This is a genomic window from Candidatus Methylobacter favarea, assembly GCF_902806695.1.
Lineage (GTDB): Bacteria > Pseudomonadota > Gammaproteobacteria > Methylococcales > Methylomonadaceae > Methylobacter_B > Methylobacter_B favarea.
This window is the reverse complement of record NZ_CADCXN010000002.1, coordinates 69686-84813: the sequence shown is the minus strand read 5'-3', so window position 1 is coordinate 84813 and position 15128 is coordinate 69686. Positions and strand designations below refer to the sequence as shown.

16 protein-coding genes and 1 pseudogene are annotated in these 15128 nt (G+C 49.5%); 12 read left to right on the top strand and 5 right to left on the bottom strand.

Annotated features, from left to right (window positions below; genetic code table 11):
- From HUX64_RS19025 to HUX64_RS01295, 7 genes are all read left to right on the top strand, one after another.
- Positions 1–625, top strand: a 625-nt coding sequence (locus HUX64_RS19025; protein WP_217426379.1) for a hypothetical protein, incomplete at its 5' end; no start/stop codon positions are given.
- 156 nt (positions 626–781) lie between these two features.
- A complete protein-coding gene (locus HUX64_RS01320) occupies positions 782–1015 on the top strand; it encodes a hypothetical protein (RefSeq protein WP_174624446.1) in 234 nt (77 codons plus the stop codon).
- A gap of 410 nt (positions 1016–1425) precedes the next feature.
- On the top strand, positions 1426–1968 hold the full coding sequence (locus HUX64_RS01315; protein ID WP_174624445.1) for a M23 family metallopeptidase: 543 nt from the start codon (positions 1426–1428) through the stop codon (positions 1966–1968).
- 6 nt (positions 1969–1974) lie between these two features.
- Positions 1975–2346, top strand: coding sequence for a hypothetical protein (locus HUX64_RS01310; RefSeq protein ID WP_174624444.1), 372 nt, complete (start codon positions 1975–1977; stop codon positions 2344–2346).
- A gap of 127 nt (positions 2347–2473) precedes the next feature.
- Positions 2474–2950: a hypothetical protein gene (locus HUX64_RS01305; protein ID WP_174624443.1), complete on the top strand. Its 477-nt coding sequence runs from the start codon at positions 2474–2476 to the stop codon at positions 2948–2950.
- 31 nt (positions 2951–2981) lie between these two features.
- A complete protein-coding gene (locus HUX64_RS01300) occupies positions 2982–3446 on the top strand; it encodes a hypothetical protein (protein WP_174624442.1) in 465 nt (154 codons plus the stop codon).
- The gene (locus HUX64_RS01295) at positions 3443–4300 is read left to right on the top strand and encodes an amidohydrolase family protein (protein ID WP_343034360.1); all 858 of its coding nucleotides are present in this window, start codon (positions 3443–3445) and stop codon (positions 4298–4300) included. Before HUX64_RS01300 ends, HUX64_RS01295 begins: the two co-directional genes overlap by 4 nt.
- A 297-nt stretch (positions 4301–4597) precedes the next feature.
- On the opposite strand, the gene HUX64_RS01290 is transcribed toward HUX64_RS01295, so the two are convergent.
- Complete coding sequence (locus tag HUX64_RS01290; RefSeq protein WP_246246859.1) at positions 4598–5575, bottom strand: sigma 54-interacting transcriptional regulator; 978 nt, start codon at positions 5573–5575, stop codon at positions 4598–4600.
- Here HUX64_RS01290 and HUX64_RS19465 point away from each other — a divergent pair.
- The 4 genes from HUX64_RS19465 (at position 5519) to HUX64_RS19020 (ending at position 9463) form a co-directional block, all read left to right on the top strand.
- Positions 5519–6010: a hypothetical protein gene (locus HUX64_RS19465; protein WP_246246860.1), complete on the top strand. Its 492-nt coding sequence runs from the start codon at positions 5519–5521 to the stop codon at positions 6008–6010. The two genes, HUX64_RS01290 and HUX64_RS19465, sit on opposite strands and share 57 nt — an antisense overlap.
- 482 nt (positions 6011–6492) lie before the next feature.
- On the top strand, positions 6493–8166 hold the full coding sequence (ggt, locus tag HUX64_RS01285; RefSeq protein WP_174624441.1) for a gamma-glutamyltransferase: 1674 nt from the start codon (positions 6493–6495) through the stop codon (positions 8164–8166).
- A 31-nt stretch (positions 8167–8197) separates the two neighbouring features.
- Positions 8198–8938: a 4'-phosphopantetheinyl transferase family protein gene (locus HUX64_RS01280; RefSeq protein ID WP_246246856.1), complete on the top strand. Its 741-nt coding sequence runs from the start codon at positions 8198–8200 to the stop codon at positions 8936–8938.
- A 276-nt stretch (positions 8939–9214) separates the two neighbouring features.
- Positions 9215–9463: a hypothetical protein gene (locus HUX64_RS19020; RefSeq protein ID WP_217426377.1), complete on the top strand. Its 249-nt coding sequence runs from the start codon at positions 9215–9217 to the stop codon at positions 9461–9463.
- Positions 9464–9759: 296 nt separating this feature from the next.
- Here HUX64_RS19020 and HUX64_RS01275 read toward each other — a convergent pair whose 3' ends face one another.
- From HUX64_RS01275 to HUX64_RS19455, 3 genes and pseudogenes are all read right to left on the bottom strand, one after another.
- Entirely contained in the window at positions 9760–10212 is a 453-nt protein-coding gene (locus tag HUX64_RS01275) for a hotdog family protein (protein WP_174624440.1), read from the bottom strand.
- Positions 10212–11393 (bottom strand): beta-ketoacyl-ACP synthase, encoded by a 1182-nt coding sequence (locus HUX64_RS01270; RefSeq protein WP_174624439.1) that lies wholly within the window; start codon positions 11391–11393, stop codon positions 10212–10214. Before HUX64_RS01270 ends, HUX64_RS01275 begins: the two co-directional genes overlap by 1 nt.
- Positions 11390–11849, bottom strand: a pseudogene (locus HUX64_RS19455) (type I restriction enzyme endonuclease domain-containing protein). Before HUX64_RS19455 ends, HUX64_RS01270 begins: the two are co-directional and overlap by 4 nt.
- A gap of 389 nt (positions 11850–12238) precedes the next feature.
- Between HUX64_RS19455 and HUX64_RS01260 the strand changes: the two are divergent.
- Entirely contained in the window at positions 12239–13198 is a 960-nt protein-coding gene (locus HUX64_RS01260; protein WP_246246858.1) for an alpha/beta hydrolase, read from the top strand.
- Positions 13199–13269: 71 nt separating this feature from the next.
- On the opposite strand, the gene HUX64_RS01255 is transcribed toward HUX64_RS01260, so the two are convergent.
- The gene (locus tag HUX64_RS01255; RefSeq protein ID WP_246246855.1) at positions 13270–15072 is read right to left on the bottom strand and encodes an ABC transporter transmembrane domain-containing protein; all 1803 of its coding nucleotides are present in this window, start codon (positions 15070–15072) and stop codon (positions 13270–13272) included.
- Positions 15073–15128 lie beyond the last annotated feature (56 nt).

Below are 15128 nucleotides of genomic sequence, written 5' to 3'. Positions count from 1 at the left end.
TGGAAAACGTTTTTTGAAATATCCAAACCAACTGCGTTATTATTCATGTCGGGCTCCTCTTTGCTCCGTTAAATCATTGGGTGCATTTTATGACACCGTGTGGGTAAGGAGGAGTCCATATCATCATGTTGCAATCGTCGAGTACAGTACATATAAATCAATCGGAAACCGGCCGATAATTGGAAATATCATTCTTGCATGCCATTCAGGTGCCGGAAGACCCATGCTGGAGATTGTTACCAACGCTAATCAATATTCGGCCCACATTCAAGAGTGCTGGGGATTTGATTGTTTATATAGCGGCTGTATGGATAAAGAGACTAAAAAAGGAGTTAAGTGTTCTAATAAATCAGCAATCAAGCTGTACTCGCAGCCCTTAAAGTGGATTAAATGGGCGGAAACACAAAAGGATAAAGGTAAAAGGCTTTTTATCTACTATCTGGGAAGTACATCACAGGAGTCCAAGTATTTATGTGAGTTGGCCAAACGCAAAAAGCTTTTTAATACAACTGTCTTTGTTCAGGAATACAAAGCTAAAGGTCATTGCCTAGTACCCACTACTCATTGGCAAGAGAGGTTATCGCAATTAGGTGCGCCAGGGTATCGCATGAATAATGTTTGCTAATTCTGTTAGCTCCGTATTACTGGGAAATAATGATGAAAATTATTATCGAATTCATCATTAGCGTTCAAAATGGTATTGGAGTTAATTTTACAGCAAGAGGAAAGGAAAAGATCTTTCTTTATTGGCAACAACATTCCAATTTACAGGAGAAATATGATGGCTACTGTTTCTATCACCTCGAACGAGGGTGCCCTTTACTCTGCCTCTGCTGTTCTGGAGGTGAGTGCCACCAACACCAACCTGGAGTACAACCAACCGCCATTGCGGATCAAACAAGCCGGTCAACAGGTAGGCGCAGCTTCGATCCGGATCGAAGACCGATATCCTGACATCGAGTTGATCGAGACTGACCAAATAGCTCCTGCGGGGAAATATGAAATTGCTGTTTAGTCGGACAAGCTCTAGATCAATGGCCGCAAAGATGACAATACAGGCTTCGAGGTCATCATCGTATTTCAGCGACTGGCAATATTGGTATTGGCTTCAAGGAAGACAGCCAGATTAAAAAGTTTGGAGGAGGGCAGGGTGTCATTGCGATTGCGAATGCCCCTGTCCCACCAATGGCGAATCTGGCCAGCGCCGGAATTTTGTATGTCGAGGACGGAGCGCTCAAGTATCGGGGCCCAAATGGAACAGTGACTACAATTGCACCCGCTTAGGCAGTGTGAGAGTTTCGTGACAGGGCTTTGATTTCCTTATAGTGGATGAAATTTAGAATGCAGTACGCATTGGAAGACTGAAATCATCCCGCCGAAGCATTTCCTTATCTAGCAGTTTCATAGAATGACAGGAGAGAAAAAATGTCAACAAATTATATTTGGCCGCTCAGCAAGAGCACCATGCCCAATGAGATGAATACCTCATTCGGTCCGCGCATCAACACCAACCGGTGGGATTTTCATGACGGTATCGACTTGCCGGCTGAAAAGGGTACGAAGGTCTATGCCATGCGCGGGGGAACGGTGCGCTCGGCTGGGGAAAAAGGACAGGACGGATATAGCTCTCGCCACATGCTCCTTGAGGTCAACGACCCCAATGACGGAAAGATGTATCTTGTCCACCTGCATCTCGACAGCATTGACGAGGCTATGAAGCCCGGCCCGAGTGTCGTGCAGGGGCAGGAGATCGGCAGAGTCGGTGATGACGGTGCGACATACCCACATTTACACATTGAGTTTTTGCAAGGCACCCCTGATACCAAAGCACAAACCAGTCGTCACCCGTTGCAGTACCTTCCTTATTCCAACACGGCGAACTTTACCGCACCGGTAGCTGACCGCTTCAACCGGATCGGGCCGCTCATGGCGGCGCGGCTGCAATTTGCCGCCAGCAACAAGTCGTAAGGCGATTTGCTCAAGGTCGAGGTCGACCTTCTGAATGGTGCTAAGGTGCTCGAAACTCGATGCGTCGATTTTCACAATGAAAAAACCATTAACAAGAAGAGAGGGAACAGCGACAAGAAAATCTTCAAGAATAATATCAGGGTTGAAGGCTACCAAAAATCTCCTATGAATAATCCAAAACGTCCACGGACCGACCTTCGCTACGGCATTTTGCTCCGCAACCTGCCGGACGGGTGCGACATCCTCATCGCGCGCGTGTTCGATATCGGCGCCAACATGGTTACCAGCGCGCCGGTTCCCGTTCGGAATCAGACAGCGACTGCTGAGTTTGTCGATTTCGAAGATGGCGCATGCCTCCCGCAGGCTGGAGATCTGTGAGAAGCATGACGGGCAGCGGAACGACAGTGACGAATGATGTCTCCGCCGCACACACCGGATCGCGTGGGATGCTCTGCGTCGATGACTCTACAGCGGAGACGAAAACACACGCGCAGGCATCGAATTCATGCTGCCGGCTGGCCGGTTTGAGTGGATTGCCGAAGGCTGGTTCAAGCCGACGATATTGAAATTTGCAGCAAATGACCCCGATGGCCCGATCGATCAGATCCAGCTGCTTCGTTTTCAGAATGGCGAAGACTTGAGCGTGGCGGTACGTATTATTCGCCATAAGGGAGGTTTACTGCTCGCCGGGATCGTGGCGAATGATCGGGATGACGGTTTAAAGCGTGCTAACAGTTCGGCGGTTATTTTGCTCGATGAGTGGCTTCGATGGCGATTGCATCTTCTGCAGATCGGTACTCGTGAGAGTACAGCGGTTCTTTATCTGGATAATGACGGCGTAATGGAAGAGCGCGTCCGTCTTAACTGGGATTCGACGGCTATTGAGCCGTCAGTTTTGCGGGCCGGCATAGCCCGGTTGCCGGCTGGGGCCAAAGCGACTGTGCTGGCCGATGAGCTGCGGGTAAGCGAATTCTTCCCGTAGCCGTCATGTTTTTGCCGCTGCAGGTGCGCCAATGAAGTTTTCAAGCACATCGCTAAGTCAAAACGCTTCGGCCACCGCCTGCTGCCGGACACGGCGCGCCTGTTTTCTGGTGGAACTGAAGGATTTTATCCGTTTCCCCAGTGTCAGCGCGCAAACCGGGCACACCAATGGTCTGAAGCATTGCGCAGCTTGGCGGGCCAATCATCTGCGCCGGATCGGCATGGAACGGGTAGCGGTCGTTACTACCGAAGGCCATCCCGTTGTCTACGCTGAAAGTTGTCATGCTTCGCGGCGATCGACGGTATTGATCTGCGAACATTACGGCGTGCAGTCTGGGATAGACACGAGCTTGATGAGATTCGCATTGCCCGATGACCCCATCCATGCGCTCAACGAAAAATTTCATCTTCCCAATTTCTACAAAGGAATATCAACCCGCATTCACTTCAGGACTGAAATGAGAAAGCAGTCTGTCATCTCAGGGCATCCGCTCTGACCCTTCGAAGCTGCAGGCGCATTTTATTATCCGATGGGAGGTATACCGTAATCATCGATTGCCACTGCCATGCCGGAACCGGCGACGGCTTGACCGGCCCTTGGGACACCAGGGCGCCATTGCAGGATTATCTGCGCCGTGCAACGGCGGCCGGGATTCACCGAACGGTGCTGTTCGCCGCTTTTCATTCAAACTATGCCGTCGCTAATCAGCAAGTAGCGCGTATCGTGGCCAGCAGACCCGATCGATTCTACGGATTTGCCTTCGTTCACCCGGAACGTGACCGGGGACGTGTACATGAACTGGTCAAGATCGCCATCGAACGCTATGGCTTCGTTGGCATCAAGGTACACCGCCATGATGCCGGGATTACCCGTGAGATTTGCGCAGCGGCGCGGGCTTTCAATTTGCCGGTACTTTACGATGTGGCGGGAGAAGTGTCCGTCTGTGAGCTGCTTGCCCAGGAATATCCGGACGTCAACTTCATTATTCCGCATCTCGGCAGCTTTGCCGAAGACTGGCGCGCCCAACTCGCGTTGACCGACCATCTGGTACGCCACCCGAATATTTACGCCGATACCGCCGGTGTGCGGCGCTTTGATCTGCTGGAACAAGCCGTCAAACGGGCCGGAGCCGACAAGATACTGTTCGGCTCCGACGGTCCGTGGCTACATCCCGGCGTCGAACTTGTAAAAATAAAGGCCTTGCGGTTGCCGCCGGTTCAGGAAAACCTGATTTTGGGGCGGAATTTCCTGAACTTGATCAGCGCGGCGGCTTGGCGCAGCAAGTCATGGCCTATGACAGGCAGGTTAGTCAGTTCAGCCAAATCAATTACAAAAAACCATTCGGCTTGAGTCTTCCGCTTCATCCAGAACTAAAGGCCTGGTCGAGAGAGTCCATAGGAGCATAGCCATATACACAAGCTCTGTTGCTCTTGCTCTTTCTCCACAAGGAGAAAGCTGGGATGAGAGGGAATGTAAATACTGATGTTAAGCTCCTTAATCTAATCCTCTCCAGTAGGAAAGAGTTTGGGTTTTTGCAATATTTCGTTTATATAATGCCGAAAAGTTGGGTGGATAGCTATGCCATAGGAACGCGGCTTTAACGGTTGACAAGCTCACGGCAAATGGTAACTGTTTTAATGAAACGCCCTACTTGTTTTCCTGACGTTGGGCAGCTCGCCATAGCTGCAAGGTGCGGGAGGTAACGCCAAGGCGCTGGGCGGCTCGTTGCAGGTTGCCGCCGTTTGCATCCACCGCGATCCGGATAGCGGTCTTTTCGCTTTCCCTGCTGATGGTCTTGAGGCCCATGCCGCGAGCCAAGGCTACGCGGATAGTACGCTCGAAGTCCGCGGCGCGCCAAGCGTCCCGGCTCCCGGTACGGGCCGGTCGGTCATCCGGAGGAATGCAGCCTACCGTAATGGCCCCCTGACCGGCGAAACGGCATAGCATGCGCGCTACAACCTGCTTGAGATCACGCACATTGCCGGGATATTCCCGCCGTAGCAGATACTCCTGAACGGGAGCGTCCAGAACAGGAGGTTCTTGATTCAAGCGACACTCTTTCAGAAAGTAATAGGCCAGGGGAAGAATGTCCTCGGGACGCTCTCGCAAGGGAGGCAAATGACAGACGAAACTGGCGATACGGTAGTACAGGTCGGCACGGAACACGCCCCGCTGAACCTGTTTCCAGAGATCAATGTTGGTGGCGCAGACCAGCCTGAACGAAGTACGCTGCCAGGCATTGCTTCCGACGCGTTTGAACGTATGTTCCTGAATAACGCGCAGCAACTGAGCTTGCAATGTGAGGGGCAATTCGCCAACTTCATCGAGAAACAGCGTGCCGCCGTCTGCGAGAGCAAACACGCCGTCTCGAGCAGCCACGGCGCCGGTGAATGCGCCGCGTTCATGACCGAAAAACTCGCTACCGGACAATTCCGGCATGATGGTGCTACAATCCAGAATGACCAGATCGCCCTTGTTGGGACGGGAGTCCCTAGCATGGATGAGTTTCGCCAGCAGCTCTTTGCCGGTTCCGCTTTCACCTTGTATTAGCACCGAGCAGTCGGTGAAGTGAGCCACTTCAACCACCTGCCGAAGAATCGTCTTCAAGGTATGGCTTTCCCCCATCAGGACACCCTGTACAGTGGGGGAGTTCAACATCCGGTCCACATCTTCCCAACGCTGGAGGCGGGCGGAGATTTCATATACTGCCATGCTGCACTCTTTGCATACCAATACATCAGAGGCGCCTGCTTCCATCAGCCGCCAGGCCGCATCGCCGGAAATAGCCGTACAACAACAGGCCAGCACTTGAATCTGGCCATTGCAGCTGAGCTCGCGCAGTTGCTCACAGATTTCCGGAGTCACTTCGCTGCTAAAAATCATTCCTGGACCACAGGAATGACAACTATCAAAGTCCTGTATGTCGATACCCTGTTGGGTCAGAAGACTTCCGATTTCATGAGCCTGCTGTTCATGATTTCCACCAATCCAGTAAATCCAAGTTTTAATTGCCACTTTAAACCTCTCCAGTTAACCTGCCTGGAGCAGGACAGTAAATAAAAATGAATGCAATTCGATCAGAATTAATCGCAATATCAGGAATTTGAAAAGAACGCTCAAAGTCGAAATATTGATGCTGATTTGAGTGTACGAAGGTTTAGGATTGAGGTCTATGAAATATTTCACATTCGCAACGCTGGGGTAACGAAACTACGCTTACCCTGACACGAGAACCTGCGTTCAGTAAGGCCAAGGTCATTGGCTTGCCATCACACCGATACTGATGACGTCAAAAGTGAGTTTAACATCTGACATTTTTAGGTTTACTCTTATCTGAACCAGTTCCACTTTCTAATCTTCACTTTATAATCCTGGTACTCGATTGAACTGACCCGCATTAAGGCAAAGGCTGCATTAGTAGCATCGAGCAATAAGGCTCTTTCAGTCTGATGCAGCAAAAATGGTTATCCCCTTAGCACATTGTTATATATGTGATTTAATTGGCTAAATGATTTATCAGTTTAAAAACAATCAGGTGGACGATGTTGAATAAAAGCGGCGCAGTAATCGTGTTAATTGTTATTTTTTGGGGCGGTCGAATTTATGCGGATGCATCCCATGTCGCAATTGCCAGCGCGCATCCATTAGCTACGAATGCCGGTTTTGAAATTCTGGCCAAAGGCGGGAATGTTTTTGATGCGGCCGTGGCGGTCAGCGCAGCCTTAGCCGTTGTTGAACCGGCCGGTTCGGGGCTGGGAGGCGGCGGTTACTGGCTGCTGCACCGGGAAAAAGACGGTTTTGAAACCATGATTGACGGCCGGGAAAAAGCACCCATGGCCGCTCACAAGAACATGTTCCTGGATAAACAGGGCCGGGTAATTCCAGGGTTATCCAGGGATGGCGCTTTAGCGGCGGCTATTCCCGGAATGCCTGCGGCTCTGGTGCATTTGTCGGAAAAATATGGACGCTTGTCACTGGCGGAAAGCCTGGCGCCGGCCATCAGGCAGGCACAAACAGGTTTTGCTATCGGCGAAAAGTATAACAAATTGCTGAAGTTCAGAGCCGAAGTCGTGAAAAAAAACCCGCAGACTGCAAGGATATTTCTAAATAAAGGCAAGTTGCCAAAAACATATTCGATACTGAGACAGCCGGAGTTGGCCTACACATTAAAGCAATTGGCAAAATCAGGCCGGGGCGGATTTTATAGCGGAGAGGTCGCAAAAAAACTGGTGAATGGCGTCAGCAAAGCGGGCGGAATCTGGACCAAGGAAGATCTGGCCTCTTATCAGGTTGTCGAGCGCGAGCCGGTGCGGGGCGAATATCACGGCATGAAAATTACCAGCGCAGCGCCTTCCTCTTCCGGCGGCATCGTATTGATTGAGGCGCTGAATATTCTGTCGGCCTATGATTTAAAAAATGCCGATGAAATCACTCGCAAGCACCTTATAGTGGAGGCCATGCGGCGCGCTTATCATGACCGGGCTTTATATCTGGGCGATGCGGATTTTGTGGATCTGCCCGTCAGGCATTTGCTGAACGGCGATTATGCGGCCGGCTTGCGCAGCAGTATACGGCAGGACAAGGCGCTGCCCAGCAATATGCTGTCAGGTTATTTGCAGCCACAGCCTGAAGGAGACAATACCACGCATTTTTCGATTATTGATAATGAAGGCAACCGGGTCGCGGCGACTTTGAGTATTAATCTTCCGTTTGGGTCGGGTTTTGTTGCCGCCGGAACCGGCGTGTTGTTAAATGATGAAATGGATGATTTCGTCGCCCTGCCGGGCGCTATGAACAGCTATGGCCTGGTTGGCGGCGTAGCCAATGCCATAGCGCCGGGCAAGCGCATGTTATCGAGCATGACGCCTGCTTTTCTTGAAGACCGCAGCCGCGTTGCTGTTTTAGGCACACCGGGCGGCAGCCGGATTATTTCGATGGTGTTACTGGCGGCGCTGGATTTTGCTCAAGGCAATGGCCCGGACTCATGGGTGCGAGAGCCGCGTTTCCATCATCAATTTATTCCCGATGTGGTGGAATACGAAAAAGACGCCATGACTGCGAATGAAGTCACAGATCTTGCCGCAATGGGACATACGATGAAAGAAGCCCGTTACCGGTATGGCGATATGCAGGCCGTGCAGTGGAATAAGATTACACATGCCCTGACTGCCGCCAGTGACCGGCGCGGAGAAGGGCGTGCCATTGCCGGGCATTAAAGGATTTCACTGACATCTCAAAATAAGCCTTATGAATTATTCATTGACTACCGGCACAGTTGAACTCTGGCATGGCAATATAGCCGGCGGAGATGAGCACTATCAACACTTTTGGCGAATTCTCGATGAAGCAGAGCAAGCGCGTGCAGGAAGACTAAAAAATGAGTTACGGCAACAGCGTTATGTCAATGCCCATGGATATTTAAGAAACATATTAGCCCGCCTTCTTAATGAGCCGCCGGAAAAGATAAGGATAAAAAAAGGAGAACACGGCAAACCTTATCTTGCCGATCACCCTGAATTGGTCTTCAATCTGTCTCATTCGGAAAACACAATGGTGCTTGCCGTCGCTTGCAGCTGTCAGCTAGGCATAGATATTGAAGTCTGCAAGCAACGCGCCAATTTTTCCGCACTGGTTAATAAATGCTTTGCTGAAGAAGAAGCCGCTTACTGGAAGCAGTTGCCGGAAGCTTTAAAAAAACGGGAGTTTTACCGTTTCTGGACGCGCAAGGAAGCATTGGTAAAAGCAGCGGGGCAGGGGCTTTCTTTAGGTTTGAATCGCTGTGTCGTTAACCCTGAAAATCCTACAGAATTTTTAAGGGTTCCGGCAGCATGCGGGCCGCTCCAGGCATGGCATGTCAAGGATATTGATTTGGGTAGTGATATGAGCATTGCCTTAGTCGCAGATAAAGTAATTGCCGGGGTTAAGTTGATGGATTTGGATGTAAAACTTCAGACTTGGCCTGGCAATATTGACACCTTTCGGAAATGATCCGGGGAACCAATGATTTCCATCGCTCCGGGTTGTTCCAAAGCGCACAGGTGGCAGCCATAACCTCTGCTTGATCTCAGATAGTAAATCTTCCCGAGTTTTATAACCCCACTCAATATTGTAATACTGAGCAGTTCCATCTTGAACTTACCCTCGTCAATTTTTAAAGTGGGCTGGAAGTTTCCGCACTGTCACTCAGCACAAACATCACTGACTTCTCGTTCGGAAAATTTCAAGCTGGCTGTCGACTCAAAGTAAAAATTTTATGCGGCTATTTTGTCTGGATTAACGATCTTCTGTGGCGAGGTGTTTTGGTTTCGGCATGATCCGGATTTAAAGGCACGCTATGGATGGTGTTCCAGTTCCGGGTGTTTTGGCTCCAGAGCCGAGGGTTTTAGCGGCGGGCGTCTTCGTAAAGCACTTGGCTTGATTCAACAGTGCCTCGTCCAGCCCGGCATGGCGCTGCGCCGGTCTAGCCCAGCCAATGGCACTATGCCGATGCTCGTGGTTGTACCAAGGCCCTAAATCGGCTACCCATTCACGAGACCGGGCGGCTCAGCGAGGGCATGACGCCGAGCTGTTGCAGGCGGCGCCTGGCCTGGGGTTACCGTTATCGGAAGGCAGGATGACTGGCCCAGGCTGCAGGCTTCGGCGATCGCTTCAATCAGGTGTGGCGAAGGCAGGTCATTCGGCCTCGCCCGCTGTTAGCGGGTGCTTGTTAATTTTTGTGTAGGCGATTAGATTTTCATATCCGCGCTGGTTTACTCAATGGCTTCGCCAGGGAAAGCTGAAGCTGCGATGCGCAGCTTACCATTCAATTTTTATGTCACATGCGCAGGCTGGTAAACATTCAGATTGGCGCTGACTATCGCCTCGATGTCTTGACCCGTTTCGTGAATGCGTCCGTATATCTCACAGTCAAAAACACCCAAAGCATCATCCTGAATAACTTTTTTGACCCGTACGGTTAATCTTGAACCGACTTTAAACTCGGCAACACTACTGCTGTAGCGACGGGTCCCCAGCAGGAAACCCAGTTTTACCGGTTCGCCTGCCTTTTTTGCCATAACCCCGGCATAAGCCGCTACAGCCTGGGCCATATATTCTATGCCGGCCCAGGCAGGCACGGCTTTCTTACTGCCCAGCAAACCGTCATCGCGCACGGTAAGTTCAGCGGATAGAGAATGCTCATCGCATGCAATAATGCGATCCAGCAATACCATTTTGCCGCTATGCGGAATCAGCTCGGCGATATCAATAGCGTTAAAATCCATTATGCCCGCGCAATCACTATCGAGATATTATTGCCGCCAAACGCGAAGGAATTGCTTTGGCAGGTAGTAAGCCGACGGCCTAATTTCTGATTATTTTCTACCAGATTCAAGGGCGGTAATTCCGTATCCGGTTCATCACCGTTTATATTTGGAATTAATGCGCCTTGTTCATTTTGATGGGTCAGAAGCAGCCAGCAGAAACCCAGTTCCAAAGCTGCCGCCGCACCTAATGCATGACCGGTCATGCCCTTGCTCGAACTTGCCGCCAGCTGCGTGCCGAATACCGTATTGACCGCCTTGCTTTCCATGGCGTCATTTAATACTGTCGCCGTGCCATGCAGGTTCAAATAATCAATCTGCTCCGGTGTTTTATCCGCTTCATGCAAGGCAATTTGCATGGCTCTGATTACAGCATTTCCTTCAGGATCAGGCGCTGAAAAATGATAGGCATCGCTGGTGGCTCCGATTCCCTGCAACTTTACCGGACCCGGCTCTTTACTTAAAACAAAAAGACTGGCTGCTTCGCCAATGTTAATGCCGTCGCGGTGAGACCCGAATGGCTTGCACAAACCGGTACTGAGCGACTCCAGCGCGGCAAAGCCATTAACTGTCAGACTACACAAACTATCGGCGCCGCCGACAATAACAGCCTCACAAATCCCCAGATTAATTAACCGGCGCGCCGATGCAAAAGCCTTACCGCTGGAGGAACAGGCGGTAGAAATGGTATATGCAGGCCCGTTTATTCCTAAATAAGCTGCCAGAAAGTCGGCGCCGGCCCCCATTTGCTGCTGCTTGTAGTGAAACTGATCCGGTAAAATAGCGTTTTTTGCCTGATAAGCCAAAGCTGACTCGGTGCTTCTTACGCCTGAGGTACTGGTTCCCAACACAACCCCGATACGATTGGTCCCGAACTTGTTAATCATCTTGTTAACAGTCCCGCTGATTTGACTTAAAGCAGCCAGCAGCAGCTGATTATTCCGGCAATTGTAATAGCTGAAGTTTTGATCCACCTGCGGCAGTTCACAATCAATTCGGCCCACGAATATCTTGCGCCCAATGCTGAATTGATCCGTTTCAATCAAGCCGGAGCGTTCGCCGGCCAGCAGGCGCTTTAATATCTCAGCCCTGGAATTTCCGGCCGCACACAGCAAACCTAAATTATTCAGATACAGCGTCATAAAGCTTGACCATCGTTCTGTCCACCCATCTCATCCTGCGAAATCATGAGTGTACTTTCAGCTTGCTTAAGCACCGTTTCTGCAACAAGCAATAGCCCTATCGGGCAGATAGTGTAATAGTGTAACTGCCTCAGCGTTCTTTTAACTATGGCTTGTAACTTGCTTCTCATGCTTCTCTTAAGTATCCAGTCTACCGAAGCATTGTCCCTCGCCTTTGTGTCAAGGCCACCCCTAATTCACGTAATTGTTCGTGCTGCATAAGCTCTTTCGCGCTAAAATTGATGGCGACTGCCGTATAAAACGCATAAACCAAATCAGACAAGTCCAGGGTTTTCGCTTCATCGTCCGAGGCAAAGATTTCTTCCATGACTTTGGCGACAGTCAGAATTTTGTTATGGTATTTCCTGATGGCGTTTTCCAGTTGAGGACTCCGAGAGCCATATTTTTATGCTTCATCCCTTTCAGTTCCAGCAAAAACTCTTCGGAAAGAATAGAAATATCAGGCTTATTAAAACAACATAGCAATACTTGTTTAATCCGTAGATAATAATTCGATCGTCTTGAAGCAAGTAGCGGCTGCGCAATGGTTTTTAGCCTTTGCTTTAGTTCTTCACGACGTTAAAATGAAACGAAATCTAACATTTCAAGTCTATTTTTTGAGTTTATATTTATAAATTAAAAAAAAGAGATTTATTATATATTCTTTATAAAAGATGAAGTTTTCTAAAAGTATTCTGAAATATCACCGTGCTCGGAGCAAGCTTTTTCTCGAAAGCTAATCGATGACTATGAAAGCGCTTAATAAATTAATTTCTTTTTTGCTGTTTCTTCCACTGAGCGGCTGCATGCCCATGAGCTATCCGCCTGGCGAAAAAAGCCAAACAGCACAACTCACTGACAATGTCTACCTTACTGAAGACGGCGCAAGCTTGCCGTTACGCTCTTGGTTGCCGGCCGCTGAGCCTAGCGCGGTTCTTATAGCGCTGCATGGGTTTAATGATTACAGTAATTTTTTCGATCAGCCCGGGCAGTATTTCAGCACGTTGGGAATTGCCTGTTTTGCCTATGATCAACGCGGCTTCGGCGGAGCTCCAAAACGCGGCTTGTGGGCTGGCGGCTCGGCATATGCCGATGATTTGCAGGTTTTTGTGCGGCTGATAAAGCAACGCTATCCGAAACGTCCGGTCTACCTGCTGGGCGAAAGCATGGGCGGTGCGATTATTATAACAGCCATGAAAAATCCTGATATGCCGATGGTAGAGGGCATTATTCTCGCCGCTCCGGCGCTTTGGGCCCGCCGCACCATGCCATGGTATCAAACCGGCTTGCTGTGGACTCTGGCCCATTTCATGCCTTGGCTAACCCTGACCGGCAAAGGAGTGCATGTTACTCCATCGGATAATATCGAAATGCTCCGCGCTTTGGGAAAAGATCCATTGGTTATCAAGGCGACGCGTGTGGAAACTGTATATGGATTGACGAATTTAATGGATGCGGCATTTAGCAGCGCCAAGTCATTGTCCGGAAATACATTAATGCTCTATGGCGAAAAAGATGAAATTATTCCCAAGAAGCCTACTTATGCTTTTTTGCAGCAGTTTCTTGCTTCTGACATAACAGAAAAAACCGTCGCGTTTTATGAACACGGCTACCATATGCTGCTGCGTGATTTACAGGCATCCACAGCTTTGAAAGACATTGCCGCCTGGATTAATCTGAATCCGGAAAAACAACTCCCTTCGGGTGCGGATAAGCGGGCCAGAGCAGTGCTCTCCCAGTTTAGCTCCATAACCTTCAGAAAGTAGGCTGGAAGCTGCAGCGAATATAGATATCTAAATATTATTGGCCAATAGCCGAGGTATTGATTGCAATGTACTTACGGCGTGATTAAATGATCGTCATAAGAGTCGCCAAATTGCAAGGCGGCGAGTCTTGCATATAATCCGCCTTGGCTCAGTAACTCCTGATGCTTGCCGATAGCCACAATTTTTCCATGATTCATTACCACAATCCGGTTTGCTTTAAGAACGGTGGCAAGACGATGAGCAATAACCAGGGTAGTCCTGTTTTTCATCAGTTTTTCCATCGCTTCCTGAACCAGTTTCTCACTTTCCGCATCAAGCGCGCTGGTGGCTTCATCGAGCAATAAAACAGGCGGATTTTTTAATATGGCGCGCGCGATTGCGATTCGCTGACGCTGTCCGCCTGAAAGCCGGCTGCCGCGCTCCCCCAGAAAAGTGCTATAGCCTTCAGGAAGTTTTTGAATAAATTCATCAGCCGCAGCAGCTTGCGCTGCTGTATAAATATCCCCATTACTGGCATCGAGCTTGCCATAGCGAATATTTTCCCATACGTCGGCTGCAAAAATAACGGTTTCCTGAGGCACGATACCGATCTGTTCACGTAACTGGTGAATATCAGTTTTGGAAATGTCGACGCCGCCCAGAATGATTTTGCCTTGCTGTGGATCATAAAAGCGTAATAACAGTTGAAAAACTGTACTCTTTCCGGCGCCGGAGGGACCTACCAAGGCGATTGTTTCACCCGGCGACATGCTTAGGGTAAAGTCCGTTAATGCTTGTTGTTCGGGCCGGGAAGGATAATTAAAACCGACTTTGTCAAAATGTATGGGATGGGTAATGCCGTGTTTAATGGCGATAGGTTTCGCTTGCGCCGGCAAAGCCGATTGAGTGTTTAATAGCTCCATCAATCGTTCCATGGCGCCGGCTGCACGTTGCACATCTCCCCATACCTCACTTAAAGCTGCTGTGCTGGTTGCTACAATGAGCGCATAAATAAGGAACTGACTTAATTCCCCGATACTCATTTGCCCGGCAATTACCAGTTGGGCGCCAATCCAGATTACTCCCATAATGGCAGAAAAAATAATCAAAACTGCAAAACCGGATAATAAGGCTCTGGCTTTTAACCGGGTCAGCGCCATCTCAAAAGACAATGTTACTGAACTTTCGAAGCGGCGGCTGAAAAAATTTTCCAGCACAAAGGATTGCACTACATTGACGGCGCTCAGGGTTTCGCCTGCGATGGCGCTGGATTCGGCGATAAGATCCTGAGTTGTTCGCGATAATCGCCTTACTTTTCGGCCAAAAACCAATAACGGCAGAATTACCAGAGGCACCAGAATTAAAATTAATGCGGTTAATTGAACACTGGTAATGGCCAGCATAAATAAACTGCCGAGCAGCATAATGGAACTGCGCAAAGTCACCGAAAATCCTGCCCCTACTACGGTTTGCACGAGCGTAGTATCGGTGGTAAGCCTGGATAATACTTCGCCGGTTCGGGTGATTTCAAAAAATTGCGGCTCCATTCGAATTACATGCTGATAAACTTTGCTACGGATGTCGGCGACGATACGCTCGCCCAGCCACATAACCAGATAAAAACGGATGGCGGCAAAAACTGCAATCAGCAGGACTATCGTTAAGAGTATTAAAAAATAACTGTTTATTATTTCTGCTTGCGCCGGCAAAAAGCCCTTATCTATAATCATTCTAACCGCTACAGGCAATGCCAGTGTAGCTGCGGCAGCAATTATCAGCGCGAGTATCGCTAACAGTATTCTGAAGTAATAAGGTTTGATAAAATCATGCAGCCTGCTGAAAGCCTTGAGGCCATCACTGACTGACGCGGTTGATTGCCGGGCTGTCGGTTTCAAGAAGGCATCCGGCAATCAATTATGACAATTTTGTAGGGCACGGTATTTCAATGACC